The following is a 26,173-nucleotide window of genomic DNA, read 5'->3' as shown; positions in this document are numbered from 1 at the left end:
CGATGGCGACCTTCCGCGAGGGTTCGACACGCAGAATCAGTTTCAACGAAGGGACCATCCGATGAGCGGCTTCGAGACGCCGGAGGGCGTACGCCTGCAGAAGGTGCTGTCGGCGGCGGGCGTGGCCTCGCGACGCGTGATCGAGCAGTACATCATCGAGGGGCGCATCCGCGTGAACGGCGTGACCGTCACGGAGCTCGGCCGGCGGGTCGATCCCGAGACCGATCTCATCGACGTGGACGGCACCGCTGTGCAGCTCGATGTGTCGAAGCGGTACGTGATGTTGAACAAGCCCACCGGGGTCGTGAGCAGCCTGCGCGACGAGAACGGCCGCCCCGACCTGCGCCGTTTCACCCAGGACTACGAGGAGCGGCTCTACAACGTCGGACGACTCGACGCGGAGACCAGCGGGCTGCTCGTGCTGACGAACGACGGCGACCTCGCTCACGTCCTCGCGCACCCGTCGTTCGGTGTGACCAAGGTGTACATCGCCAAGGTCGACGGCGAAGTGACCGCTCAGACGATCTCGAAGCTCACGAAGGGCATCGAGCTCGAGGACGGCCCGATCGCGGCAGACAAGGCCCGGCTGCTCGACACCTCGCGCGGGTCGAGTCTCGTGGAGCTCACGCTGCACTCGGGGCGCAACCGGATCGTCCGAAGGATGCTGGCAGCGGTCGGGCACCCCGTGACCGAGCTGGTGCGCCGACAGTTCGGCCCGCTGCACCTGGGAACCCTCCCGGTCGGGAAGACGCGCGAACTGACTAAAATCGAACTCGGCGCACTCTTGACTCTGTCGCGCCGTGATTCCGGTGTCGCCGAGGCGCCAGGCGAGCAGCAGGAGAACGAGTGACCGATACGACGAGTGCGCCCACGGGGGCCCGGAGCTCTGTCGCGCCACGAATCGCGGCCAGACTCTCGGGGACCGTTCGCGTCGTCGGCGCCGGGCTGCTCGGCGCGAGCATCGGACACGCGCTTCGCGCGAAGGGCGTCGACGTGGTGCTCGCCGACACCTCGCCCGCGCAGCTGCGCCTCGCGATCGACTACGGCGCAGGTCGCTCGGCCGCCGAGGACGACTCACCGGTGCTCATCGTCGTCGCCGTGCCGCCGGATGTGACGGCAGATGTGATCGAGTCGGAACTGCATCGCTTTCCTCACGCTGTCGTCACGGACGTGGCGAGCGTCAAGCTCGAGCCCTTGCGCACACTGCAGGGTCGCGGAGTCGACCTCACCCGTTACATCGGTTCGCACCCGCTCGCCGGACGCGAGCGCGGCGGGGCGATCTCTGCTCGCGCCGACCTCTTCGTGGGCCGACCGTGGGTCGTCTGCCGGGATGCCGACACGACCGCCACGGATCTCGCGCTCGTCGAAGCGCTCGCCCTCGACGTCGGCGCGATGCCGCTCGAGATGACTCCCGAGGAGCACGACCGCTCGGTCGCCCTCACCTCTCACGTCCCTCAGGTCGTGGCGAGTCTGCTCGCCGGCCGTCTCGCGACCGCCGACGAGGGTGCGCTGCGTCTCTCCGGCCAGGGCGTGCGTGACACGACACGTATCGCGGCATCCGCCCCCGAACTCTGGGTGCAGATCCTCGGAGCGAATGCCGGGCCCGTGGTCGAGATCCTCGATGCTCTGGCGTCCGACCTCCGCGAGGTGTCCGACGCGCTGCGTGCGCCCGAAGCCCCCGGTGCACGGCGCGCGGTCGCCGAGACCATCAGGCAGGGCAATGACGGCGTCGAGCGCCTCCCCGGCAAGCACGGACAGAACCGTCGCTTCGAGACGCTCGTCGTGATGGTCGACGACACCGCGGGCCAGCTCGGCCGACTGTTCGGGGAACTCGGGGAGCTCGGTGTCAATGTCGAGGACCTGCGTCTCGAGCACTCGCCCGGCGCGCAATTCGGCCTGGCCGAGATCAGCGTCGACCCCGCTGCGCTGCACGGGGCTATCACCGGACTCCAGGAACGCGGCTGGCGGATTGCAGGGACCACCAATGACTGATTTCATCGCGATCGACGGACCGGCCGGCTCCGGCAAGTCCAGCGTGTCCAAGGCGGTCGCCCGCGCTCTGGGCTTCGGCTACCTGGACACCGGCTCCGCGTACCGCGCTCTCGCGTGGCACGTGCTCGATCGAGGCGCCGACACGGCGGATGCCGCCGCGGTCCTCGACGCCGTCTCGGACTTCCCCGTTCGCCTGGGTCTCGACCCCGACGATCGCGCCGTGCTCGTCGGAGAGGCCGATGTCACGGATGCGATCCGCGAGCCCGCGGTCTCGAGCGCGGTGAGCGGGGTGGCGCGGGTTCCCGAGGTGCGTGAGCAGGTCAACCGCCTGTTCCGGGCGCTCGTCGCGGAGGCCCCGTATCCGGCCGTCGTCGTCGAGGGACGGGACATCACCACTGTGGTGGCTCCGGACGCGCCCGTGCGCATCCTGCTCACCGCCGCCCCGGAGGTGCGCGCCGCACGACGCGCCGGCGAGCTCGCCGGCGAGAACGCCGAGGCCGTGGCTGCCGCACTGCACAAGCGCGACGCATCCGACAGCGCCGTCGTCGACTTCCTGAACGCCGCCGACGGCGTCGAGGTCGTCGATTCGACGGAGCTCGACTTCACACAGACCATCGACGCCGTTCTCGCGGTGATCGAACGAATCCGAGGAGCACATCATGGCTGACGACGAATACGAAGGCGGCCCCGACCAGCTCGCCGAGAAGATGGAGTCGCTCGACGAGCAGCTCGCCGAGGCACGCGCGGAGACACTGCGCGCCGGCCTCGCCGACTACGACCTGGACGATGAGGATGCCGCCCTTCTCGCCGGCATCAAGATGGGCGAGGATGGGATCCAGTTCTTCCCCGCGCTCCCGGTCGTGGCGATCGTCGGTCGACCGAATGTCGGCAAGTCCGCGCTCGTCAACCGCATCCTGGGACGCCGTGAGGCCGTCGTCGAGGACACGCCCGGTGTGACCCGCGACCGCGTGACGTACAAGGCCGAGTGGGCCGACCGGCGCTTCTCGCTGGTCGACACGGGCGGCTGGGAGCCCGACGCCCGCGGCATCGATCGCTCCGTCGCCGCTCAGGCCGAGGTCGCGATCGATCTCGCCGATGTCGTGTTGTTCGTCGTCGACGCGATGGTCGGCGCGACGTCGACCGACGAGCACGTCGTGAAGCTGCTGCGCAAGAGCGGCAAGCCGGTGTTCCTCGTCGCGAACAAGATCGACGACGCCCGCCAGGAGCCTGAGGCTGCGGCTCTCTGGAACCTCGGACTCGGCGAACCGCACCCGGTGTCGGCGATCCACGGTCGTGGCGTCGCCGACCTGCTCGACCAGCTGCTGAAGAAGCTGCCGGACGTCTCCGCGGTCGCGAAGGCCGAGATCGGCGGGCCGCGACGCGTGGCGATCCTCGGTCGTCCGAACGTCGGCAAGTCCTCGCTGCTCAACAAGGCCGCCGGCGAAGAGCGCGTGGTCGTGAACGACCTCGCCGGAACGACTCGTGACCCGGTCGATGAGATCGTCGAGCTCGGTGGAAAGCTGTGGCGCCTCGTCGACACTGCGGGAATCCGTCGTCGCGTGCACATGGCGCAGGGCGCGGACTTCTACGCGTCGCTGCGGACGTCGGCAGCCCTCGAGAAGGCGGAGGTCGCTGTCGTCGTCCTCGATGTGTCGGAGACCATCAGCGAGCAGGACGTCCGCATCATCGATCTCGTGCTCGAGTCGGGCCGCGCCCTCGTTCTCGCGTTCAACAAGTGGGACCGTCTGAACGACGACGACCTCGAGAACGCCGACCGCCGGCGGTACCTCGAGCGTGAGATCGAGCAGGACCTCGCGCACGTCGCATGGGCGCCCCGCGTGAACATCTCGGCCAAGACCGGTCGTCACCTCGAGAAGCTGGTGCCTGCGCTCGAGACGGCTCTCGAGAACTGGGACCGTCGCATTCCGACGGGCAAGTTCAACGCCTTCCTCGCCGAGCTCGTCGCCGAGCACCCGCACCCGCTGCGTGGAGGCAAGCAGCCGCGCATTCTGTTCGGCACGCAGGCGTCGACGCGTCCGCCGACGTTCGTGCTGTTCACGACCGGATTCCTCGACCCGGGCTACCGTCGCTTCATCCAGCGTCGTCTGCGCGAGCTCTACGAGTTCGATGGAACTCCGATCGTCATCAACATGAGGGTCCGCGAGAAGCGCCAGCGCTGATCCGCATTCGATTCGACAGCTGTGCCCGCGCGAACTCGCGCGGGCACAGCTGTTCCCGCGCATGACCCCGCGGACACAGCTGTTCCCGCGTATGACCCCGCTGATGCCGATCGCCGGATGCTGTGACAGGCTGAAGGGGTGACTGTCGTACCCCCTGCCGCAGGTGAGCCCCGCCGCCCCGATGGGCCGCGAAACCCGGGCGACGCCTGGGTGATCGCTCCGTCGGGGGAGAAGTACTGGGGGCGTTTCGGCGCGGCCGGGCTGCTCGCGTACGATCCGGAGCGGGGGATCCTGCTGCAACACCGGGTGTCCTGGTCGCACTTCGGTGGGACGTGGGGTCTGCCCGGCGGCGCCATGCACGAGGGTGAGAGCGCGATCGTGGGTGCGGTGCGTGAGGCGCAAGAAGAGGCGGGGGTTCCCGACGGATCCGTCCGGCCCCGGTTCACCAGTGTGCTCGATCTGGATGTGTGGTCGTACACGACCGTCATCGCTGACGTGGTGCGGCCGTTCGAGCCCGTGATCAGCGACCCCGAGAGTGTGGCGCTCGAGTGGGTGCCGGTCGATGAGGTCGACGCGCGGCCATTGCACCCCGGTTTCGGCAGCGCGTGGCCGACGCTGCGCGCTCTCCTCGACGTCCGCCCGTCGCTTGTCGTAGACGGCGCGAACGTCGTCGGGTCTGTGCCTGACGGATGGTGGAAGGACCGCGCCGGTGCGGCCTCGCGTCTTGCCGCGCGCCTTGACGGGCTCGCTCTGCCGGCGGATGACCTCGGTATTCGAGGAACGACCTGGTTCCCCGAGGTCGCGCTCGTGGTGGAAGGACGGGCGCGCGAGATCGTGACTCCTTCGATGGAATCGGACGCAGAGGCTCCCGAACTCCTTCCCGCGGGCGGCGTCTCGCTCGTGCGCGCTCAGGCGGCCGGAGACGACGCGATCGTGGCTGAGGTCGAGCGACGTACGCGTGCCGGACAGCTGGTCGTGGCCGTCACGAGCGACCGCGAACTGCAGAACCGGGTCGCGGGGGCCGGCGCCATGCAGGTCCACTCGGCTGGCTGGCTGCTGGACGTGCTCGCAAAGTAGACGTCGCCTCACTCTACGTCCCGGTGGGCCGACGTACTGCCGCAGGAGCCGTCACCTGTTCGTCCGCGCGGTCACTCCGCTCAGACGAACATCACTCTTCTGCGCGGTGGGTCGATGTAGTCGCGGCCGAGCGGGCTCGTCCATGTGAGAGACCCGTCAGAGGTCTGGCGCGCCGTCCACCGATGTCGCTCATCGATATCGGGGTGCTTGAGGGAATGGTGCGTTGTGCAGAAGTGACTGAGGTTGTCGAGGCGAGTGCGCCCACCCCGAGCGTGGTCGTGGTTGTGGTCGATCTCGCAACGATGCACCGGCATCCTGCATCCGGGAAACCTGCAGTGCTGATCCCGCGCTCGGAGGAACCGTCGCATCTGCTCTGTCGGGGAGTAGGAGTCCGTCTCCCTGACGAGCCCCTGCGCATCGAGGAACAGACGTGCCCATCCGGAGCGGCGTCCTGCGAGTCCGCGCGCGACGTCGGGATCGAGTGGCCCGTGTCCGTCGAGCTCGGCGGGTCGGCAGTCTTCGCCGGCGAGTGTGCGTGCGGCGACGGTCACCTGGATGCGAGCGGAGATGTTCTCGAGCCCGGTGCCGTTCGCTTCGCTCGGATCGGCGGCGAGCAGGAGGTCGGCGAGTACGTCGGCACGGATCTGGTCGAAGGTGCGAGCATCGCCCGGGAGGTGCTCGATGTCGGGGCTTGCGGGGTCGGCCATCGGGTCGATCAGACCCGCGAGCGGGTCGCTCACGTGGGTGCCGTCAGCGGCGATCGCCGCAGCCTCGAAGTATGACTCGTATCGCGGATCTTCGGGCGAGAGGTCGCCGAGGTGCAGCGAACCCTCCGGATCGCAAATCGGCGCGAGGACCGGCTCTCGCTCGTCTCGAGTGCGAGCGATATGTCGCGCCATCTGAGCCAGTCGATCGGAGATCGCGACGGCGACCCACTCGGGAAGGATCGCCGTGAGTGCTGCAAGCCCGTCGCCGACAGACCTGACGGTGACACACCGTTCAGCAGCCGCTCGACGATGCTGTTCGACGACCGTCTCGCCGGCGAGGGCTGCGGCCACCTGGCCCGCATGAGCCTTGGTGCGCGGTGCTGTGTCCTGCTCGGCGACCACCAGAACAGCGGTGTCGTAGAGCGCCATCGTGTCGGCATCCACCCGCCCATCGCGGATGGCATCGTCGACGACCTCGCTCGCACGCACGATCTCGTGGACGTGTCGCGCACTGATCGCCCCGGCCGCGAACGCCGCGTGCGTGGCGGGGAGTGAACGTGCCACAGTGCGAGCATCGGTGAAGGCGTATTCGACTGAGCCTTTCGAAATGCGGCCGGCGGCGGAGTACTCCGCGACCATCGAACGGTAGATCGCTTCGCGATGGTGTGGGCTGTCCGAGACGTCGCTGTCGTGCACAGCGATGCGCTCGACGAGCAACGCATAGGACTCGGCCTCGAGAGCGGCGATCTGACGGCGCGTGGCGACCCATCCGTCGAGCAGGCGGCGGCGCTCCTCGAGATCGAGGTCGAAGTCGGTGCGCTGAGCCATACCTCGATTTTAGAAGTTATGTTCGAAGAAGCCCAGAGTCACCCGCGGAATATGCCGTCATCCTCGTATCCTCGCCCGCGAAGCTTATCGATGTCGCGTCGCTCCCGCTTCGTCGGTCGTCCTGCGCCCCGATCGCGCAGGCCGAGTGCTGCCTGCGGTTCGCGCTCCGGGGTGCGGTCCTCATAGGCCAGCGCCGCGAGAGGAGCGCCGACGCGCTTGACCAGCAGTTGACGCACGATGAGAATCCGATCGAATCCGGCGATGCGGATGCGCAGTTCATCGCCGATGCGGATGTGCTGCGCGGCCTTCACCTTGTCACCGTTCACTCGCACATGCCCCGCGCGGCATGCGGTGGTGGCGGCCGAGCGCGTCTTGTAGACGCGGATCGCCCAGAGCCAGCTGTCGACCCGTGCTGCATCCGCCATCAGACGTCTCTCTCTTTCTCAGTGCGATCAGGGTGCCCGCGATGGGCAGGCCCTATCCGCCCGTATAGGTGGCCATGACGACGGGGCTGCTCCGATCCGGCAGTGAGCCGGGCAGGAAGAGCCGCAGCCCCAGGAGGGTGCCGCTGGCGAGGAAGAAGGCGCCGCCGATCGGCATCCCACCATCGTAGGGCGGGGCGGGACGCGGTCTCACTCGCTCAGGACTCGACCGTGACCTGGGTGATCTGACCGTCGGCGCCGAGGTGCACGGCGGGCCAGTAGCCCTCGGGGAAGTGCTCGCCGCAGGTGTCGATGAAGTGAAGCACGACCGTGCCGTCGGCTGAGGCCTCGAGCGTCTCGAGACTGAGATCGCTCGCCGCGTCGTCGAGCTCGTGCTGCTCCGGGGATGTGTTGCTGAAGGCGGTGACGACCGCATCCGTCGCCAGTCGTCGCAGGACTCCGAGCGCGGCCACGGTCTGATGCACATGGGGGAGCAGCGCGGTCGCCTCATCGACGTCGGTTCCTTCGATCATGAGATCGAGAGGGGCGCCGTCGACCACCGTGCCGCCGGCGTACCAGTCGTGTGTCAGCACGGTTCCGTCGGACAGCTCGGTCGTGGCGCGCGTGAGGGTGCCCAGCTCGGGGTCTTCGATGGTGGGGTTCTCGTCACTCATGTCACAACGCTAGCGCCCGCTCGCGGTCGGAGAGTCCGCGGCGTCGGCTCACGTCGAGAGCTCCAGCGCGACGAGGATGCGGCCGGGCTTCATCTCGGCGCGCTCCTCGAACCCCGCGGCCAGGAACGTGGTGAGCGTGCCGTGGAACAGATCGTTGGTGCGCTTCTTCTCACCGCGTGCGTCGACGGGGTAGCCCTCGATCAGTCGGGCTCCGGAACGTCGTGCGACGTCGACGGCAGCACGCAGCAGTTCGAGCGTGATGCCGGAGCCGCGGTGCTCGCGGCGGACGACGAAGCACGTCACGGCCCAGACGGAGTCGTCTTCGAAGGGTTCGGTGGATGCTGCCGCGATCATGCGCGTGCGGGGCACCCTTCGCTGCGTCGTTCGAGGACCGACCCTGATCCACCCCGCGGCCTCACCGTCGATGTAGGCGATCAGGCCGGGCGGTGGGCCTTCCTGGATCTCCTCGCGCAACATCTCCGTACGTTGCGGAGTGGTGGTCTCGTTCCACTCCTTATTGCTCAGCATCGGCCAGATGCACTGGCAGCTGGCGCCGTCGCCGCCGCCGGTCAGCGCATGCTGAACGTCGTCCCATCGGGCAGTGGTCGCCACCTCTGTCGTGATCGTCGCCATGGGTGCGACCGTACGCCTGGGCTCCGACACCCCGCAACGCCCGGCGCCCGCCCGGTTCGCGGAGTGCCGCCGAGTGGGGCTAAGATAGGGGAGTTGCCTGCGCGAGAGTGCAGAACAACGGGCTGTGGCGCAGCTTGGTAGCGCACTTGACTGGGGGTCAAGGGGTCGCAGGTTCAAATCCTGTCAGCCCGACCAGAAAAGCCCCGGAGAACCGCAGAGGTGAGCGGAACTCCGGGGCTTTCTCATGTGCAGAGTCTGTCCGCACGCGACTCTTGAAACCCGGGTCTCGCGACGAGGGGCCACGATTCCATCGGTCTGGCGGACTAACGGTGTCCCGACTGGCTCTGGGGTGCCTATCGGGACACCTAGCCGGCTTCGTGTGGGGGACTCCACCGGCTCGGGGCCGCATCTGCGTGGCTCACCGCCAACGTAACCCCAATACGTCGCTGTATCTAGTGGTTGTGGCCACACTCCGCGAGCGGACCGGTTGTCACGCGGATCCCTCTCGCGTCAACCCCCTCCTCGAACTCGAGCGCTCGCGCATACCGTCGCCCCAATCGACAGAGGAGATGCAATGAGCGATCCGCAGAACACGCAAGGAACCCCAGGCGCCGACGAAGAGGCGGACACCGCCTCGGGAGGTGCGCCTGACGAGTCGACATCGAAGAACACCGACGAGATCCTCGAGGACGAGACCACCGACGACGACGGTGCGCCGCTCGAGAACCCGTCGGGCGGCTGACTCCGACGACGGACGCACGACGAAGACCCCCATCAGGCGTGGAGCCCGACGGGGGTCTTCGTCGCTATCTGGGGCTTCTGGGCCTAGGCGGCGCGCACCGTCAGCATCCGCCATCCCTCGGGCACCTTCGCTTCGAGCGATGCCATGTCGTCTGCCTCGATCTCGCGCACGCCGTCGACGCGGGTGAACGTGCCCGTCGCTTCCATCTTGGCTTCGCCCTTGAGCATGCGCACCGGCGCCGACGTCAGGTGGAACCCCGGTTCGCGGTGCCGTTCGAGCTCCTCGAGCACCTCGGCCAGCGTTGTCCCGATGACCTCGGCAGTGCTGGTCTCGATGGGACGGATCAGAGCGATGAGCATCAGACCAGCCTATGGCGGGGCGTTCGCGGATCGGCGTGCCGCTCCGCGCAGAGCGTCAACCGGCTGTCGTCGCGAGCGGGGGACGGTGCGCGATCGCGATCGGCGCGGTCGAACGGCTCGGCGGATTGTGGAATCGCCGCAGATCGTCGAGCACCTCATCCGCCGACATGTACGAGGTCGCCAGCGGAAGATTTCGCAGCCAGAGCACGTCGACCTCGACGGCGTCGACCTGGTAGATGCAGGCCACGGTCTGACGCGCATCATGCGGTTCGTACTTGTGGTCGACGACCAGCCACTCGGTCTCCGTGACCCTGCGGAGCTCGAACCTCGGATCGGGCATCGCGGACATCTCAACACTCCAATCGGTCGTTGTCATCACCGGCTGACGGACGGAGCGTTCCGCGCCCGGGCGGGAAGACGTCACCGCCTGGTCGACGGGCGCCCTCTGCCCGCCAGAGTTCACCGAAATTATAAGAACGAACCGGTATATCGCTCAAGGCGAGCGAGAACGGATGCGGGGGACGCTGCTCCTCAGAGTTCGTGCGCGGTCTGTCCCGCGATCACTGTCCTCAGAACGCGTGCCGTGAGGAGCGATGATTCGCCCTCCGAGAACGGATCGACGTCGAGCACAGCGAAGTCGGCTGCGTGACCCGCCACCATGCGGCCTCGCCAGTCGCCATCGCCGATCGACGCCGCAGCGTCACGCGTCGCATGCGCGATCGCGCGTTCGAGGGGAAGGGCGAAGTGCGGGTGCACCGCAGGCGCCTCCGGGTCGAGAGCGGACGCGCGCGTCGCGGCGACGTACATGTTCGCGAGGGCGGCATGGGGTGCCGTGGGCGCGTCCGTCGAGAAGGCGAGCAGAGCGCCGGCATCCTCATACTCCGGCCAGGCGAAGGCCCGATCGGCTCGATCGTCGCCCAGTTGCGCTGCCCAGTTCGCGAAGATCGCCGGGTCGGCGTGCACCGGCTGCATGGACGCCGTCACTCCCAGACGCGCCATCCGCTCGGCCGTGCCGGGCGCTGCGTACTCGAGATGCTCGATCCGATGGCGACGGGCGCGATGGCCGTTCACGGTGATCGCGTGCTCTATGGCGTCCAGCGCGAGGGTGCTCGCCTCATCCCCGATCGCGTGCAGCGCGATCTGCAGTCCGGCGGCATCTGCCGCCGCCACCACCGGAAGAAGTCGATCGGCGGGCCAGATCGGTGCGGCGTTCGTGCCGTCCGCATATGGTGCACGCATCGCGGCAGTGCACGCATCGATCGTGCCGTCGAGCACGAGTTTGATGCCGACCACGCGGACAGCGTTGGAGGCCGTGGCTGCACGCTCGGCCGCCTCGGCGACCTGAGCCAGATTCAGGGCATCGTCACCCGTGTTGGAGACGAACCAGTGCGCGGCGATCCGCAGCGGCAGCCCGCCGCGTCGTTCCGCGCGCTCGAGTGCTTCGAGCGCGAGCCCGTCGAACGCCATGTCGACGGCGCCGGTGACGCCGGCCGCGAGATAGGCCTCGACGACGCGCTGCACCGCAGCATCCCGCTGCGCGTCGGTCGTGGTGGCATCGCGATGCGCCCAGGCATACTGCTGCGCGGCGGTCTCGTAGAGCATCCCGGTCGGCTCGCCGTCGGCATCCCTCTCGATGCGACCGCCGATCGGGTCTGGCGTGTCGCGGGTGATGCCGAGTTCCTCGAGCGCTGCCGTGTTGACCCAGCACGAGTGGTAGTCGTTGGCGTCGAGATAGACCGGGACATCGGCGACGACCGCGTCGATCATCGCGGCGGTCGGCGCGCCACCGGGGATCGCGTCGAAGAGCCACCCGCGACCGCGGACCACGCCGGCCGAGTTCTCGCGTGCTTGTGCCACTCGGCGCTGGATCTCGTCGAGCGAGCGGGCGTCGGTGAGCCCGATCTGTCCGAGCGCCTCGCCCATCATCAGCAGGTGGGTGTGCGCGTCGGTGAAGCCGGGGAGGACGACGCGTCCGCCGAGATCGACGACGGCGTCCGATGGCGGCGCGTCGGACTCGGTGCCGACGAAAGCGAACTCCGCACCGTCGACGACGACCGCGTCGGCCCAGGCGTTGTCATCGGCCGTGAAGAATCGGGCGTTGCGGTACAGGGTGCGGGTCATCGGACCATCTCCTCGTGGGGGGCTGCGCGCTCGAGTCGCGTCGAGAGCAGGGCGATCGCGCTTGCGGGCACGGCGAGGATGAAGCTCGCGATGCCCAACGCGACGGCGAATCCCTCGAACCCGAGGATGCCGACCAGAGCAGCTCCGATCACCGGCGTGAGCGCCGAGCCGACGAGGTAGACGGCGAGAAGCGGGCCGGACCACCGGCCGTCCGCGTCCAGGGCAGCCGACGTCGATACGAAGTACATGAAGGCGATCGCGTACACCGTGTTCCACGCGATGAAGACGACGATGAACGCGGTCGGGTCGGTGGTGAAGCCCTCGACGATCTTCAGGACGCCTCCGGTCACCAGCAGCACTGCCAGGGGCAGCGCTCGCCCGAGTCGGGATCCGACGATCATGAGCAGCACCGACCCGATCAGGCCGCCCGCCGTCGCGCCGCTGAGCGCGAGGCCCAGACCCTCGGGCGTCAGCCCGGTCTGCTCAGCACCCATGATCCCAGCCATGGCCCACAGCGAGTCCTCGCTCGCAGCCCACAGCGCGAACACCACGAGAAGGCCGAATCCGGCGATGGTGACGGTGCGCGAGCGTGCGGGGGAGATGCGCACGGTGCCTGTCGGCGGCACGTCGATCGGCATGGCCTCGGCGACGGCCGCTCCCGCATGCGGGTCGAGCACAGGAGCCGCAGGCAGCCAGGCCGAGACCAGCAGCCCCACGATGCTGAACAGAGCCAGTGCCCCGAAGACGTCGATCGGCGCGAGCCCGATGAGGGGGATCACCGCGAGCACGATCGTGATCACGCCACGGTTGGCGAGACCGTTGAATCCGGCGACCCTGTCGGGGTTCCGGAACGCGGCGAGAGCGGCGCCCGAGGCTGCGACCGCGCCGCCGGCACCTATGCCGCCGACCAGCAGCCCCGGGACGATGAGGGCGGGGACCAGCGCCGCGGTGGCGAAGCCGACCGCGGCGATCGCGAGTCCGAATCTGGCGACGGCACGCCGGCGACTGCCCGCGCAGAGCGGGGCGATGGCGAGCCCGGTCACCGCCGTGAGCAGGAGAGTCGCGGTCACGAGCCAGCTGGCAGCGAGAACGTCCATGCCGAGACCCGCCTGAGCGGCCGTGATCATGTAGGGCGACAGGTTGACGCCGAGGTAACCGGCGATCCCGATCGCGAAGGTGGCGGTAGCGGTGGTCACTCGGAGCGGAACCCGGGTGCTGAGGTCGATGGCGGTCATGGTTCTCCCACAGAGAGGGCACGGCAGTGTGCACGAGGTGATGACGACGCGCATCGGGTGGGGCGCGAGATCGAAAACGAATGGTGTTCGTCAACGAATGGTGTTCACTATTATGCACAGGAGGGATGCCGGAGGGAAGAGATTTCTGCGGGGTCCGCTACAGAGAGCGAGGATGCCATGCCCAGGCCGTCGAGCCCCCTGCTGTCGCCCGACATCATCGGCGAGGCGGGCCTCGAGCTGTCGAGGGCCGGCGAGCCGTTCGGGGTGAACGCGATCGCGCGCAAGCTCGGCGTCAGGCCCTCATCGCTGTACAACCATGTCGATGGCATGGACGGCATCATCGAACTCATGCGCGGCCGCCTGGTCGAGGACTACCGGGTCAGGCCGGAGGGGCAGCAGTGGGACGACTTCCTGGTCGATCTGCTGAGACGGCAGCGTCAGATGTATGCCGATCACCCGCAGCTCGTGCCGCTGCTGATCGGCAAGACGATCACGCATCCGGCGGTCATCACCGCCTATGACGACCTGGCGACCGCCCTCGTCGACGGCGGCTTCCCCGAGGATGAGGTGCTCACGGTGATCGCGATCATCGACGCCTTCGCGATCGGCTTCGGCCTCGATCTCGCATCGCCGGATGAGGTCTGGGAGCCCGGTGAAGAGACACGCACCCTCGGCCGCGTGATGGAGGGCGCGGAACGCGGGTCGGCCCGAGCGGATCGCACGTTCGAACTCGGCGTGGGGCTGCTGATCGATTCTCTCCGTGCCCGCCTCGCTCGGTGATCTTCGGGTGGATGCCGCGGCGAGGCCGGCTCAGGGCCCTGTGAGTGTGGAGATGAGAGCCTGAAGCGCTGCCGCATCGTGCGGTGCGTGTCCGCGCGCGTCGTTGTCGAAATAGACGTAGACGTCGCGCGGTCGTCCGTCGCCGGCGCCGGTGCCGTCCGACCAGGCGCACAGCAGGTCGGCCCATCCGTCGAGCTCGGCGGGGGTGTAGCCGCTGTGGTAGAGCATCTGCGCTCCATGCAGCCTGACGTAGACGATGTCGCTCGTGAGAGCGTCGAAACGCGGCCACTTCCCGGCGGTGTCGGCGATGACGAGGGAGACATCGTGGTGAGTGAGGATGCGCAGTGCCTCGGGGTCGTCGAACGTGTGCGACCGCGGTTCGAGCGCATACCGGATCGGCTGGTCGGTCTCGAGGTCGGTCCAGGCCCGGCCATCGAGTCGCGAGTCGTGGGTCTTCGCCAGCCGCTGAGCGTCAGCGGTCGTGCGGGGGAGTGATGCGAGGAACCGCTCGAGCACCTCGGCGTCGAACTTCTCACGCTCCGGCAGCTGCCAGAGGACCGGTCCGAGCTGTGTTCCGAGTGCGAGGATGCCGGAGGCGAAGAAGTTGGCGAGAGCCTGTTCCGTGTCGCGGAGCCGCAGCATGTGCGTCACGTACCGGGATCCCTTGACGGCGAAACGGAAGTCCTCCGGCACCTCGCCTCGCCATCGACGGTAGCTCTCGGGTCGCTGGAGCGAGTAGAAGGAGCCGTTGATCTCGACGGTGGGGAAGTGCTGCCCGATGTGCTCGAGCTCGCGACGCTGGGGCAGTCCTCGTGGATAGAAGTCGCCGCGCCAGCGCGCATACCGCCAGCCCGAAACGCCTATCCTCACCTGCCCAGCGCGTGCGGCGGTCATCGACTGCTCCTCCTCCGTTGAGCGTGATCCGGATCGACGGAGGCGACGATAGACGCCATGACCGGAATGGCGATCGGGGTTGACGCCCCGGGAGCGCCTCGCTATCTGCTGGGCACGCGCACTCCCTCTGCTGCGCACGCGCACTCTGCGGCGCACGGAGACGCGGACCGGCGGGCGGGGTGAGGACTGGTTGCCCTCTCGAGTCGTCCAACCCCATTTGGATCACTCGAGAGGGCTCACCGTCCTTCCCGGACGGTAGGGGAGGCGGCGAAGATCTTCGCTGCTCTCTCGACTGATATCCCCAGATGTTCAGCCGGTAGCCCCCGCTACTTCCAGCAGAATATCGCTTAATAGCCCTGTCCGCCATTTGGGGGACAAAGAAAACTACGAATGTTTCTTCCAGGACTGGGGCTTGTCGCGACAACGTCCACTCATAAAGTGGGTTCATGGACAGAAAGCTCGTGCTGAACGCGCATGTCGCCATCGCCCGCGGGCACCGGGTGGAGGTGACAGAGGGCAGAGACGAGCTGACCGGGGCGTCGCTGATCCTGTCGGTCAGAGATCTCGACACCGGCATCCGGTATCGCCGTGTCGGTGAGATCAGAGGGGATTTCCTCCGGTGGCTCGGCCGTGTCATCGACTGCACGGTGACGATCGGCGGTCACGCCTCGCAGACGATTCTGACCGTCGACGCCGATGGCGACGGATCAGGGGCGACGAGCGCCAGGGCCGCCCTGTATGGTGCGGATGCGGCGGTCGATGCTGCGAAGGCCGAAGCCGACCGCTGGGGTGGCGCAGACCGCACCCCGGAGCCGGAACCCGAACGCTTCTGGTGACCTGCTCACCGGAAGTCTCTCGAGCGATGCGTCACCCCCGTGCGGAGGTCTTCGAACGCATCGGCGAGGACGTTCACGACGCCCTCTGATGAACGCTCGAGGATGCCCCGGATGATCAGAGCAGGAGAATCACGCGCCACCCGCTGGTAGCGACCCCACACCCCCGTCGAGCAGATGACGTTGACGAGGCCGCTCTCGTCTTCGAGGTTGAGGAAGGTGACACCCGCTGCCGTCGCCGGACGTTGACGGTGAGTCACGAGGCCGGCGACCTCGATGCGTCGGCCGGTCTCGTGATTCTGCAGATCGGCGGAGGTGAGCACACCCCGTTCGCGCAGGAACCCGCGGAAATGCGCCATGGGATGGTCGTCGGTCGAGACCCCGGTCGCCCAGAGATCGGCGGAGAGTCGCTCATAGCTGGACTGATCGCTGAACAACGGCGGCTGCACGGCGATCGTCGTGCCGGGAAGGAATCGGGAACGGTCCTCCGCGGCTGCCCCGGACAGCCAGATCGCCTCTCTGCGCTGGAGGCCGAGGCACTCGAATGCGCCGGCGGTCGCCAGGGCCTCCAGCTGCGCGGCGGTGGCATCCGTGCGCCTCACCAGGTCGTTCAGATCGCGGAAAGGACCGGCTGCCTCGCGCTCGGCGACGATCTTCTCGGCCAGTTGAGTGCCGATGCCGCGCACACCGCTGAGGCCCATGCGCACCGCATAGGCGCCGTCCCGACGGTGCGCCGCGGACTCGTCGGGAGAAGAGCGGTCGAAGCGGGGCACGCGAGGCTGCAGAGGGTCGCTGCAGGTGTCCAGTCCCGTCGGCATCCGAAGCGGTGAACCCTCGAGCGGCTCGAGGGTCTCCGTGACTCCGGAGGCATGCAGATCGGGTCGACGCACTTCGACGCCATGCCGACGTGCATCTGCGGTGAGCGTCGACGCGGAGTAGAAGCCCATCGGCTGCGACCGGAGGAGCCCGGCGAGGAACGCCGCGGGATAGTGCAGCTTGAGCCAGGAGCTCGCATAGACCAGGAGAGCGAAGGACAACGAGTGGGACTCTGCGAATCCGAAGTTCGCGAACGCCTGGATCTGCGCGTAGATGCGATCCGACTGCTCGGCGGAGAGTCCCCGCCTCGTCATTCCCGCATAGAGCTTGTCTCGCACCTTGTCGATCTTCTCGAGCCCGCGTTTGGATCCCATCGCGCGTCTGAGCAGATCGGCCTCGTCGGCGGTGCAGTCGCCGATCGCCGTCGCCATCTGGATCAGCTGCTCCTGGAAGATCGGGATGCCCAGCGTCCGCTCGAGGATCGGCTTGAGGTCATCGTGCGGATAGGGGATCTCCAGCACCACCGGCTCTTCACCACGGGCGGCTCTGGCGAGGTTCTCCTCGTCGAGCGCGTCTTTCGCCATCTTGCGGCGGACGAAGGGATGCACGGCCCCGCCCTGGATGGGGCCGGGGCGGATCAGCGCGATCTGGATGGCGAGGTCGTAGAACGCCCGTGGCTGCAGGCGGGGGAGAAGGCCGATCTGTGCACGGGATTCGACCTGGAACACCCCGATCGAATCAGCACGGCAGAGCATGTCGTAGACGGCGGGCTCTTCCTTCGGAAGGGTCTCGAGCGTCCACCGCTCGCCCGTGGCGTCATGGATGAGGTCGAAGCAGTGCTGGAGCGCCGCCAGCATCCCGAGTCCGAGGAGGTCGAACTTCACGAGCCCCATCCAGGCCGCGTCGTCTTTGTCCCACTGGATCACAGTGCGGTTCTCCATGCGCGCATGCTCAACGGGAACGACCTCGCCGACGGGGCGCGCGGTGAGCACCATGCCGCCGGAATGGATGCCCAGATGCCGAGGCGCCTTCAGCAACTCGCCCGCGTAGTCGAGCACGTTCGCAGGGATGTCGTGCTCATCGGCCACCTCGAGTCCGGTGCTCCACCCGTCGACCTGCCTGGACCAGGCATCCTGCTGTCCCGGGGAGTAGCCGAGTGCCCTCGCCATGTCACGCACCGCGTTCTTCGGGCGGTATTGGATGACGTTCGCCACCTGCGCCGCGCGCTCCCGTCCGTATTCGCGGTACACCCACTGGATGATCTCCTCCCGGCGATCGGAGTCGAAGTCCACATCGATGTCCGGCTCTTCCTGACGGGTCGTCGCGAGGAAGCGCTCGAAGGGCAGGCGATACAGGATCGGGTCGACGGCGGTGATCCCCAGCAGATAGCAGACGGCGCTCGCCGCGGCCGAGCCGCGCCCCTGGCACAGGATGCCGCGGCGGCGCGCCTCTGCGACGATGCCGTGCACGATCAGGAAGTACCCGGGGAAGTCCTTCTCCTCGATCACGTCGAGCTCGCGTCCGATCCTGCGACGGCCGTCGGCATCCAGGCGCGGGTACTTCGTCGGCACGGCCTCCCACACCAGGTGGCGCAGCCAGCTCATCGGGGTGTGCCCGTCGGGGACCTCCTGCTTCGGGAGCGCGGGTCGCGCGCGGCGGAGGGAGAAAGCCGACGCGGCGGCGAGTTCGAGGCCGTAGGAGATCGCGCCGGGGTGGCGCCGAAAGCGCGCTGCCATCTCCGCACCGCTGCGCAGGTGCGCTCCGCCATGAGTCGGAAGCCATCCGTCCAGCTCGTCCATGCTGCGTACGGCGCGCACGGCGGCGACCGCTTCGGCGAGTGATGCGCGTTCGGGCGCCGCATAGTGCACGTTGTTCGTCGCCACCACCGGCAGTCGCATCCGCCTGGCGAGATCGGCGAGAGCGTCGTTGCGACGTGTGTCCTGCGGGTCGCCGTGATCGTAGAGTTCGACGGCGACGTGATCCTGGCCGAACAGATCGACCAGGCGACGCAGTGGCGTCTGAGCGTCGCCGGCTTCGAGCCCACGACGGACCCCGCCCTTTCGGCATCCGGTGAGGATCGTCCAGTGCCCGTCTGCGACGGCCGCCAGCTCTTCGAGGTCGTAGACGGGACGGCCCTTCTCGCCACCGCGCAGGTGTGCGGCCGTCATCGCCCCGGAAAGGCGGTGGTAACCCTCCAGACCGTCGGCGAGCACCAGCAGATGATCGCCGACGGGGTCGGGGGAGCCACGCTGCGGGGCGTCGAGGCCGAGCGAGAGCTCTGCGCCGTACACCGTCTGGACGCTCACATCCATGAGCTCTGCGACTTCGGCGAAACGGGCTGCACCGTAGAAGCCGTCGTGGTCGGTGAGCGCCAGAGCGGTGAGTCCGAGGCGCTCGGCCTCGGCGAGCAGGTCTTCCGGCGAGGAGGCGCCGTCGAGGAAGGAATACGACGAGTGCGCGTGCAGCTCGGCATACGGGACGGCGTCCTCGGGTCTGCGGACCGACGTCGGCGGGTTCCGCTTGCGCTTGGTGCTGACGGGGCCGGGGTCCGGTCGGCTGCCTGGTGGTATGCCTCCGGTAGGGTAGGGCGATTCCTCGCCGCTGAGAGTGCGCTCCAGCTCGTTCCACGACAGAGGAGGGTTGTGCCAGCCCATCAGCGATACCTCCCCTCGACCCACCAGCGGTCTCCGGTGCAGAAGACGAGCCAGGCCCGGTCATGATCGTCGATGACCTGCAGGCGGTGCCCTCTCTTACCGCCGGAGGCCTCCCATCGACGTTCGTGGATCGGCCACGGACCCGCCCATGCCTGCACATCGTCGCCGTCGATGCGGGCGGGCGGTGCCGAGAGTGCCCCCCGTTCATCGACGAGAACGGTCTCTCCGTCAGGGGAGAGCACTCCGACAGGGCGCGGAGGGCGGAAGACCTCGGCGGGAAGAGGATCGGGAAGGCTCCCGGGCCAGGGTTGCGCAGGGTCTCTGGGAGCGACGGCGCGTTCGCCCCAGGGAGTGAGCACCTGTCTATCGGCGAGCCAGCGACCGCCGGAGAGGGTGGCGGTGACGACGCCCTCATGGCCGAGCATCGTCTGCACGCGGGAGATGGCGTGATGCAGACGCTCGTCGGTGCCGGACCCGAAGAGGCCGGGCTGATGATGGGCGGCATCATCGACCGCCACGGGGACGATCCGCACCAGAGTGATTCCGCCGAAGGCGCGAGCCTCATCGACCGGCTCCTTCGAGGATTCGGCCCCCAGCGCCTCGAGCTGCCAGCGCACCCGGTCGACGAGATCAGCGGCATCGAAGCAGGTGGGGTGCAGCCAGGGGCGCGAGAACACCTTGCCGTCGTCGTCGGTGAGGTCGATGCGGACCTCTGTGCACACCACCGACGCCTCACCGAGAGCGAACATGACCGCATCGGCCGTCTGCCGCACGGCGAAGGCCACCTGATCGGCTCCGGCGAGGGGCGAGTCGAATTCGATGGAGCGGACGAGCTCGGGGTCAGGGGGTCGTGCCACCACCGCGCGGGAATCGGCGCCGGCGGCGAGGGCGTGCAGGCGGGCGCCGCGCTCGCCGAAGCGATCACGCACCTCGATCTCATCGAGGGCGGCGAAGTCGCCGAGCGTGCGCACACCGAGCCGGACGAGCAGACCGGTGAGCTGCTCGTCTCTCAGGACGTTCACGGGGAGCGGGGCGAGGAAGTCCTTCGCGAGGCCAGCAGGTACGACGGTGCACGGTGCGCTTCCTCGAGCGGCGAGCTCGGCGGTGAAGGGGCCGTCGGCGATGCCCACGCGCACCTCGGGGAATCCCGCGTCGGTGAGGATGTCGATCAGGGCGCGCCCCGCTTCGGCCTCGCCGTCGTGATAGCGCGAGATGCCCCGTGCCCGCACTGCGGCGAGTCCTGGACGCAACAGGGCCGCGCCGGGGGCGTGCTTCTCGATGAGCTGCAGCACGGGGAGGAACGCCCGCTCGTCGCGGGCGGGATCGTGCGGCAGCACGCGCAGCGATGAGATGTGCCCCTGGGCGACGCGGCGACGCTGGCCGGCACGCACGCCGTGCTCCCTCGCCGACGCGGTGCACGCGACGACGGTGTTCGCATGCACCAGAGCGGTCGGCGGATGAGGCGGAGGCCCGCCCAGAGCTGCCCGCAACGGCCAATCGGGTAGCCACAGGACGAGGACGCGGAGCGGAGCGGCGGTCATCCGGCCACCGCCAGACGCGGGTACTCGAGCGGAGTGGCATCGTCACCGCGCAGACCGGGCAGCGCTGTCATCTCCGTCATGGTCCCGGTGGGGACGTGCTCGACCGGGAGCTCTTCGACCGCCCCGTGTGCGCCGGGAAGACGCACGCGCACGCTCGACGTCAGCGGACTGTGCCGCGTCCGCGCCGACACCGTCGCCGTGGAGCCTTCGATGAGTCCCCACCCCTCACCGACGCCGAGCCAGTGCTGGTCATGCAGCCGGATGGCCCCCTCGCTCTGCGGCCAGACGGCGGACTCTGCGGACTCGGTGATCAGCAGCGTGCTCCCACGGTCTCGCAGACGTGCGCTCAGTCGCGACACATCGGCATCACGGGCTCTTCCTCCCGGCTGCACGGCGATCAGCGGAACCACCTCGGCGAGCGCAGAGGTCACAGCGAGCCAGCGGTCTCCCGGTTCGGGAACGAGGATCAGTCGAGGCAGCGCGATTCCGAATGCCGCTGCGGCTTCGACTCCCAGTGTGGGCATGCCTACGACCGCGCACCAGTGGCCCTTGCGGGAGGAGGCGGCGAGCAGCGCGAGGACGAGGCTGGGGGAGGGCGAGACGGTGTACGTCGTCCCCGTCTGCAGCCCTTCTTCGGGGAGCAGCGAGGAGAAGGCCGGATCGAGGGGGAGGAGCGGGAGGTCGCTGCGCCTGCGCTGCATCCGGCTGATCTCACGGCGCAGCCGAAGAACCTCTCCGGCGCGGGAGTCGCCAGCCGGAGAGAGCGCGGTCACCGCATCGAGCCCGATCCCCATGAATCCATCCTCGAAGATATGTACTAATAAATCAACTGGAGTAGATGACGATAGTTCGAACCTCCGACATCGCGCCAGGAGGTTATCCACACAGGGAAATCGACGGCCTCCGTCTTCTCCTAGCCTTCGGGCATGGATCCCCGCACTGTGGCGATCGTGACCGTCCACCTGGCTCTGTTCGCGATCGCCTGCCGACTCGTCGCCGTCGACATCCGCACCCATCGGCTGCCGAACCGGATCGTGCTGCCCACCCTCGCGGCGCTCATCGTCCTCGGGGTCGTCGACGCCATCGCGGTCGCTGCGAGCGCCGCGATGGTCAGAGCCCTATCCGGAATGCTGATCCTCGGCGGGTTCTATGCCGCGCTCCGTCTGCTCAGCCGTGAGGGCATGGGCGGAGGGGACGTCAAGCTCGCCGCCGTCATCGGCCTGGTCCTCGGGTGGCACAGCTGGCAGGCGCTCGCCGTAGGGGCCGCATCCGCCTTCGTCCTCGGCGCCCTGTTCTCCCTGACGCTGATGATGCTCCGCAGGGCCGACCGCTCCACGCGCATCGCCTTCGGGCCGTGGATGATCCTCGGCTCGCTCCTCGGCATCCTGATGGAGTGAGGCGCCGTGCACGGGCAGGCGGCGATAGGGTGAGGACATGGCACTCGCACGACTTCACGGCGGCCCGCTGGACGGGCAGATCATTCCTCTCGGCGACGCGGACGACAAGCTGATCGTCCCCTACAGCGAGACCCAGGTGGTGTACAACCGGCGCGGAGACGCGCAGAACACCGGTGACACCGACGGCCCCACCGAGATCGACTACTGGTACGACGAATCCCTCGAGGACATCAGCCCGTCGGATGACTGATCACCACGACGCCTCGCCGTCGCACTCCGAGCCTTCCCGGGTCGTCGAGGTCGAGCGCAAGTACGACGTCGACGACTCCACGCCCCTTCCGGCGTGGGTGGGGATCCCCGGGGTGGACGCGGTGTCGCCGGGCGAGGTGCGCGAGCTCGACGCGCGCTACTTCGACACGGCCGACGGCCGGCTCTCCCGCGCGGGCGTGGCTCTTCGTCGCCGCACCGGCGGCCCCGATGCCGGATGGCACATCAAGGGGCCGCGCGACGGCGACGGTCGCCTGGAGATCGGCTGGCCCCTGGGTGACGACGACAGCATCCCGGATGCCGTGACCGAGGCCGTCTCGCGATGGGCGACGGGTCGGTTGACGCCCCTCGCGCGGATCGAGAACACCCGCACGGCATACCTGCTCACCGGGGCCGCCGGAGTGATCGCGGAATTCGTCGACGACCGCGTTCGCGCGACGGATCTCCGACACGACGTGCAGCGGGAATGGCGGGAGTGGGAGCTCGAGCTCGGACCGGCCGCACCCGCCGACGCGGCGGGGCGCGACGCCCTGTTCGATGCCGCAGAGCGGGTGATCTCCGACGCCGGCGGCCGCGACGCGTCATCCGGCTCGAAGCTCGCCCGTGCTCTGGGTTTCTGACCCTCGGCGCAAGCCCCTTCCGCGGGGACGCGCGGTCATGCTTGAGTGACAGCATGACCCGCTCTGCCGTACTCCGCTCGCTGCGGACGATCGTTCCCGACACCGTCATCGAGCAGCACGAGGTGCGCGACATCTTCGCCTCGCAGCCCGACGTCGGGCGCCTCGCACAGCGGATCATCGGAGCATCGTTCAACGGCTCGGGCATCGACACGCGCCACACCGTCATCCCAGAGCTCTCGCCCACGGCGAGCACCGAGGACACCACGTTCTTCGATCGTGAGACGGGGCGTCTGCAGTCGCCGGGCACCGGAGCCCGCAACGACCTCTACACGCGCGAAGCATCGCGTCTCTTCGTCGAGGTGGCGCGCAGCGCCTTGGACGCCGACCCCGACATCGTCGCGGCCGACGTCACGCACGTCATCACGGCATCGTGCACCGGGTTCCATGCACCCGGCCCCGAGTACGAGATCGTGCGGGGGCTGGGCCTCTCCGACAGCGTGCAGCGCTACCACCTGGGGTTCATGGGCTGCTACGCCTCGCTGCCCGCGCTCCGTGCGGCGAGCCAGTTCTGCGCAGCCGACCCCACGGCCGTGGTGCTCGTGGTCAGCGTCGAGCTGTGCACTCTGCACATTCGATCGTCGGAGGACCCGGATCTCATCGTCGCCAACTCGCTCTTCGCGGACGGTGCGGCTGCCGGCATCGTCACGGCGCGCGACCTCGCCACTCCGGTGCCCGCCGTCCGCCTCGACGGCTTCCACACGGCGATCGCCGCGGAGGGCGAGAAGGACATGGCGTGGACCATCGGCGACCACGGCTTCGAGATGATCCTGTCGACCAGGGTGCCTCAGATCATCGGCGAGACCATCGTCGGCGCGATCCGTCCGCTCTACGCGCGCGAAGGAGAGCTGGCGGCTGCGTTCGACGAGGGGCGGGTGGGGGAGCGGGTCGAGCACTGGGCGATCCACCCCGGTGGACGCAGCATCCTCGACCGTGTGCAGGAGCGCCTGAACCTCAGTGACGATCAACTCTCACCTGCCAGGGAGACGCTGCGCGAGAAGGGCAACATGTCGAGCGCGACAGTGCTCTTCGTCATCAAGCGGATCCTCGACGACGGCGCGAAGGACGGATCGCGGGTCGCCGCGATGGCCTTCGGTCCGGGGCTGACCGCCGAGAGCGCGCTGATGACCGTCACCACCGGCGTCTCGTGAGACACGATCTCTCGACGCGTGCCACCGAGGCGCGCGAGCTCATGGACGACCCGGATGCCGACATCGAGATGCTGGAACGCACCTACCGGCGGTTCCGCCTCGTGAATGCGCTGGTCTCCCGGCCCGGACTCCTGTATCGACGGGAGATCCTGCCACGCGCCCGACGAGGTCGCCTTCGCATCCTCGACATCGGCGCGGGTGGCGGAGATGTGTGCCGGATGATCGCGGAGCGATTGCGGCGTGCCGGCCTCGACGCAGAGATCACGGCGCTCGATGCCGATGCTCGGGCGATCCGCTGGGCGGCGGAGCACGACGGAGGGGCCGGCATCCGATATCGCTGCGCCCTCTCGTCAGATCTCGTGGCGGAGGGCGGGCAGTACGACGTGGTCTTCTCGAATCACGTGCTGCACCACCTCACCGAGGCCGAGCTCGACGGCCTGCTGCGCGACTCGGAGGCGCTCGTGGCGACCGGCGGCGTCGTGGTGCACCGCGACATCGCACGGAGCCGTCTCGCCTACGGGCTGTACGGCATCGCGACGTGGATCCTCTCGGGCACGCTGTTCCGCGGCTCCTTCATCCGGGAGGACGGTCTCATCAGCATCCGCCGCTCGTACACGAGGGGCGAGCTCGCGTCGCGCGCTCCGACGGGATGGACCGTGCGGTTCGGCCTGCCCTCGCGGCTGGAGCTGCGCCGGAACGACGACGCGGCATCGTGACGCACGAAGGCCCGGCCACGCGTGAGCGTGCCGGGCCTTCGAGTCGATCGCGAGGATCAGAAGATCGCGAGCGATCAGAAGTTGATCATGTGACCTGCGAGGCCGTGGAAGCCCTCCTGCAGCGCCTCCGACAGCGTCGGGTGGGTGTGCACGTTGCGAGCCAGCTCGAGGGCGGTGAGGTCCCACTTCTGGGCCAGCGTCAGCTCCGGCAGGAGCTCCGACACATCGGGGCCGATCATGTGCGCGCCGATGAGCTCGAGGTGCTCGGCGTCGGCGATCAGCTTGACGAAGCCCACGGGCTCGCCGAGGCCGTGCGCCTTGCCGTTGGCCATGAACGGGAACGTCGCGACCTTGATCTCGCGCCCCTCATCCTTCGCCTGCTGCTCGGTGAGACCGAACGAGGCGACCTGCGGCGAGCAGAACGTCGCGCGAGGCATCATGCGGTAGTCGCCGAGGGTCTGGGTCTCTGCGCCGCCGATGGTCTCGGCAGCCACGACGCCCTGCGCCTCGGCCACGTGCGCGAGCTGCAGCTTGGCGGTGACATCGCCGATGGCATAGATGCCCTCGACGTTCGTGCGCATGTGGTCGTCGATGTCGATCGCGCCACGCTCGGTGAGCTTCACGCCGGTGGCCTCGAGACCGAAGCCCTCGATGTTGGGGGCGAACCCGACCGACATGAGCACCTTGTCGGCCTCGATCGACGACTGCTGACCGTCTTTGCCGGTGTACGAGACCGTGACGGACGAGCCGTTGTCGACGACGGACTCGACCTTGGTGGAGGTGAGGATGTCGACGCCGTAGTTCTTGTACTGCTTGGTGATCTCCTTGGACACGTCGGCATCCTCGTTGGGGAGCGCGCGGTCGAGGAACTCGATGATCGTCACCTTGACGCCGTAGTTGGTCATCACGTAGGCGAACTCCATGCCGATGGCGCCGGCGCCCACGATGACGATGGACTTCGGAAGCTCGCGCGAGAGGATCTGCTCCTCGTACGTCACGACATTGTCGCTGAGCTGAACGCCCGGAAGAAGGCGGACCTTCGAGCCCGTGGCGATGATCACGTTGTCGAAGGTGACCTCTTCGGTGGTGCCGTCGGACTTCGCGACCGAGATCGCCTTCGGCCCCGTGAAGGTGCCGCGACCGTCGTACTCGGTCACCTTGTTCTTCTTCATCAGGAAGTGGATGCCCTTGACGCGGCCGTCTGCGACGACGCGGCTGCGGTCGAACGCCTTGCCGTAGTCGATCGTGAACTCACCCGAGATGCCGAAGAAGTCGGCCTTGTGGTTGAGCGTGTGCGCGAGCTCCGCGTTCTTCAGAAGAGCCTTGGAAGGGATGCAGCCCACGTTGAGGCACACACCGCCCCAGTACTTCTCTTCGATGATGGCGGTGGACAGACCGAGCTGCGCGCTGCGAACCGCAGCGACGTATCCGCCAGGACCTGCACCGAGGATGACGACATCGTAGTGTGGCATGCCTT

Annotated in this window: 27 protein-coding genes and 1 tRNA gene; 14 read left to right on the top strand and 14 right to left on the bottom strand. The window is 68.2% G+C overall.

The features are described from left to right. Positions 1–61 precede the first annotated feature (61 nt). From AB0N61_RS17555 to AB0N61_RS17535, 5 genes are all read left to right on the top strand, one after another. A complete protein-coding gene (locus AB0N61_RS17555) occupies positions 62–850 on the top strand; it encodes a pseudouridine synthase (protein WP_363365601.1) in 789 nt (262 codons plus the stop codon). Then, positions 847–1,992: a prephenate dehydrogenase gene (locus AB0N61_RS17550; RefSeq protein WP_363365600.1), complete on the top strand. Its 1,146-nt coding sequence runs from the start codon at positions 847–849 to the stop codon at positions 1,990–1,992. The genes AB0N61_RS17555 and AB0N61_RS17550 overlap by 4 nt, the downstream gene beginning before the upstream one ends. Continuing rightward, complete coding sequence (gene cmk / locus AB0N61_RS17545; protein WP_363365599.1) at positions 1,985–2,659, top strand: (d)CMP kinase; 675 nt, start codon at positions 1,985–1,987, stop codon at positions 2,657–2,659. Before AB0N61_RS17550 ends, cmk begins: the two co-directional genes overlap by 8 nt. Then, complete coding sequence (gene der, locus AB0N61_RS17540; RefSeq protein ID WP_363365598.1) at positions 2,652–4,172, top strand: ribosome biogenesis GTPase Der; 1,521 nt, start codon at positions 2,652–2,654, stop codon at positions 4,170–4,172. The genes cmk and der overlap by 8 nt, the downstream gene beginning before the upstream one ends. A 138-nt stretch (positions 4,173–4,310) precedes the next feature. Further along, entirely contained in the window at positions 4,311–5,249 is a 939-nt protein-coding gene (locus tag AB0N61_RS17535; RefSeq protein ID WP_363365597.1) for an NUDIX hydrolase, read from the top strand. Positions 5,250–5,329: 80 nt separating this feature from the next. Here the strand turns inward: AB0N61_RS17535 and AB0N61_RS17530 are convergent, their stop codons facing one another. The 5 genes from AB0N61_RS17530 to AB0N61_RS17510 are packed head-to-tail and all read right to left on the bottom strand — an operon-like array spanning position 5,330 to position 8,513. Further along, positions 5,330–6,784, bottom strand: a complete 1,455-nt coding sequence (locus AB0N61_RS17530; RefSeq protein WP_363365596.1) for an HNH endonuclease signature motif containing protein — start codon at positions 6,782–6,784, stop codon at positions 5,330–5,332. A gap of 38 nt (positions 6,785–6,822) precedes the next feature. Beyond that, positions 6,823–7,209, bottom strand: a complete 387-nt coding sequence (locus AB0N61_RS17525; protein ID WP_167948875.1) for an RNA-binding S4 domain-containing protein — start codon at positions 7,207–7,209, stop codon at positions 6,823–6,825. Between the two features lie 52 nt (positions 7,210–7,261). Further along, the gene (locus tag AB0N61_RS17520) at positions 7,262–7,384 is read right to left on the bottom strand and encodes a hypothetical protein (protein ID WP_363365595.1); all 123 of its coding nucleotides are present in this window, start codon (positions 7,382–7,384) and stop codon (positions 7,262–7,264) included. Positions 7,385–7,424: 40 nt separating this feature from the next. Next, the gene (locus AB0N61_RS17515) at positions 7,425–7,880 is read right to left on the bottom strand and encodes a hypothetical protein (protein WP_167948874.1); all 456 of its coding nucleotides are present in this window, start codon (positions 7,878–7,880) and stop codon (positions 7,425–7,427) included. Positions 7,881–7,928: 48 nt separating this feature from the next. Next, the gene (locus AB0N61_RS17510; RefSeq protein ID WP_363365594.1) at positions 7,929–8,513 is read right to left on the bottom strand and encodes a GNAT family N-acetyltransferase; all 585 of its coding nucleotides are present in this window, start codon (positions 8,511–8,513) and stop codon (positions 7,929–7,931) included. A 118-nt stretch (positions 8,514–8,631) separates the two neighbouring features. On the opposite strand from AB0N61_RS17510, the gene AB0N61_RS17505 reads away from it, so the two are divergent. Continuing rightward, positions 8,632–8,708: transfer RNA gene (locus tag AB0N61_RS17505), tRNA-Pro, on the top strand. Between the two features lie 379 nt (positions 8,709–9,087). Next, the gene (locus AB0N61_RS17500; RefSeq protein ID WP_167948857.1) at positions 9,088–9,255 is read left to right on the top strand and encodes a hypothetical protein; all 168 of its coding nucleotides are present in this window, start codon (positions 9,088–9,090) and stop codon (positions 9,253–9,255) included. An 83-nt stretch (positions 9,256–9,338) separates the two neighbouring features. On the opposite strand, the gene AB0N61_RS17495 is transcribed toward AB0N61_RS17500, so the two are convergent. From AB0N61_RS17495 to AB0N61_RS17480, 4 genes are all read right to left on the bottom strand, one after another. Continuing rightward, a complete protein-coding gene (locus tag AB0N61_RS17495; RefSeq protein ID WP_167948856.1) occupies positions 9,339–9,614 on the bottom strand; it encodes a hypothetical protein in 276 nt (91 codons plus the stop codon). A 55-nt stretch (positions 9,615–9,669) separates the two neighbouring features. Then, positions 9,670–9,954, bottom strand: a complete 285-nt coding sequence (locus AB0N61_RS17490; protein ID WP_363365593.1) for a hypothetical protein — start codon at positions 9,952–9,954, stop codon at positions 9,670–9,672. A gap of 191 nt (positions 9,955–10,145) precedes the next feature. Then, a complete protein-coding gene (locus AB0N61_RS17485) occupies positions 10,146–11,735 on the bottom strand; it encodes an amidohydrolase (RefSeq protein ID WP_363365592.1) in 1,590 nt (529 codons plus the stop codon). Next, complete coding sequence (locus AB0N61_RS17480) at positions 11,732–12,970, bottom strand: MFS transporter (RefSeq protein ID WP_363365591.1); 1,239 nt, start codon at positions 12,968–12,970, stop codon at positions 11,732–11,734. The genes AB0N61_RS17485 and AB0N61_RS17480 overlap by 4 nt, the downstream gene beginning before the upstream one ends. A 177-nt stretch (positions 12,971–13,147) precedes the next feature. Between AB0N61_RS17480 and AB0N61_RS17475 the strand changes: the two genes are divergently transcribed. Continuing rightward, positions 13,148–13,750: a TetR/AcrR family transcriptional regulator C-terminal domain-containing protein gene (locus AB0N61_RS17475; protein ID WP_363365590.1), complete on the top strand. Its 603-nt coding sequence runs from the start codon at positions 13,148–13,150 to the stop codon at positions 13,748–13,750. A 30-nt stretch (positions 13,751–13,780) separates the two neighbouring features. Here the strand turns inward: AB0N61_RS17475 and AB0N61_RS17470 are convergent, their stop codons facing one another. Next, positions 13,781–14,644 (bottom strand): DUF72 domain-containing protein, encoded by an 864-nt coding sequence (locus tag AB0N61_RS17470; protein WP_363365589.1) that lies wholly within the window; start codon positions 14,642–14,644, stop codon positions 13,781–13,783. 446 nt (positions 14,645–15,090) lie between these two features. On the opposite strand from AB0N61_RS17470, the gene AB0N61_RS17465 reads away from it, so the two are divergent. After that, positions 15,091–15,480: a hypothetical protein gene (locus AB0N61_RS17465; protein ID WP_363365588.1), complete on the top strand. Its 390-nt coding sequence runs from the start codon at positions 15,091–15,093 to the stop codon at positions 15,478–15,480. A 5-nt stretch (positions 15,481–15,485) separates the two neighbouring features. Here the strand turns inward: AB0N61_RS17465 and AB0N61_RS17460 are convergent, their stop codons facing one another. The 3 genes from AB0N61_RS17460 to AB0N61_RS17450 are packed head-to-tail and all read right to left on the bottom strand — an operon-like array spanning position 15,486 to position 21,282. Next, complete coding sequence (locus tag AB0N61_RS17460; RefSeq protein ID WP_363365587.1) at positions 15,486–18,947, bottom strand: error-prone DNA polymerase; 3,462 nt, start codon at positions 18,945–18,947, stop codon at positions 15,486–15,488. Further along, positions 18,947–20,488, bottom strand: coding sequence for a DNA polymerase Y family protein (locus tag AB0N61_RS17455; RefSeq protein WP_363365586.1), 1,542 nt, complete (start codon positions 20,486–20,488; stop codon positions 18,947–18,949). Before AB0N61_RS17455 ends, AB0N61_RS17460 begins: the two co-directional genes overlap by 1 nt. Continuing rightward, the gene (locus AB0N61_RS17450) at positions 20,485–21,282 is read right to left on the bottom strand and encodes a hypothetical protein (RefSeq protein ID WP_167948847.1); all 798 of its coding nucleotides are present in this window, start codon (positions 21,280–21,282) and stop codon (positions 20,485–20,487) included. Before AB0N61_RS17450 ends, AB0N61_RS17455 begins: the two co-directional genes overlap by 4 nt. Positions 21,283–21,414: 132 nt before the next feature. Here AB0N61_RS17450 and AB0N61_RS17445 point away from each other — a divergent pair, with 132 nt between their 5' ends. From AB0N61_RS17445 to AB0N61_RS17425, 5 genes are read left to right on the top strand one after another with little or no spacing between them, the layout of a single operon-like run. Then, positions 21,415–21,885 carry an A24 family peptidase gene (locus tag AB0N61_RS17445; RefSeq protein ID WP_363365585.1) on the top strand — a complete coding sequence of 157 codons (471 nt, stop codon included), beginning with the start codon at positions 21,415–21,417 and terminating at the stop codon, positions 21,883–21,885. Positions 21,886–21,922: 37 nt separating this feature from the next. After that, positions 21,923–22,135, top strand: coding sequence for a hypothetical protein (locus tag AB0N61_RS17440; RefSeq protein ID WP_042538484.1), 213 nt, complete (start codon positions 21,923–21,925; stop codon positions 22,133–22,135). Further along, on the top strand, positions 22,128–22,772 hold the full coding sequence (locus AB0N61_RS17435; protein WP_363365584.1) for a CYTH domain-containing protein: 645 nt from the start codon (positions 22,128–22,130) through the stop codon (positions 22,770–22,772). Before AB0N61_RS17440 ends, AB0N61_RS17435 begins: the two co-directional genes overlap by 8 nt. Positions 22,773–22,825: 53 nt before the next feature. After that, complete coding sequence (locus tag AB0N61_RS17430; RefSeq protein ID WP_363365583.1) at positions 22,826–23,980, top strand: type III polyketide synthase; 1,155 nt, start codon at positions 22,826–22,828, stop codon at positions 23,978–23,980. Next, complete coding sequence (locus tag AB0N61_RS17425) at positions 23,977–24,696, top strand: methyltransferase domain-containing protein (RefSeq protein WP_363365582.1); 720 nt, start codon at positions 23,977–23,979, stop codon at positions 24,694–24,696. Before AB0N61_RS17430 ends, AB0N61_RS17425 begins: the two co-directional genes overlap by 4 nt. Positions 24,697–24,770: 74 nt before the next feature. Here AB0N61_RS17425 and lpdA read toward each other — a convergent pair whose 3' ends face one another. Further along, positions 24,771–26,168 (bottom strand): dihydrolipoyl dehydrogenase, encoded by a 1,398-nt coding sequence (gene lpdA, locus AB0N61_RS17420; RefSeq protein WP_363365581.1) that lies wholly within the window; start codon positions 26,166–26,168, stop codon positions 24,771–24,773. Positions 26,169–26,173: the final 5 nt, after the last annotated feature.

Source organism: Microbacterium sp. NPDC089320 (genome assembly GCF_040684875.1).
Taxonomy (GTDB): Bacteria; Actinomycetota; Actinomycetes; order Actinomycetales; family Microbacteriaceae; genus Microbacterium.
This window is presented reverse-complemented; position numbering and strand designations above follow the sequence as displayed.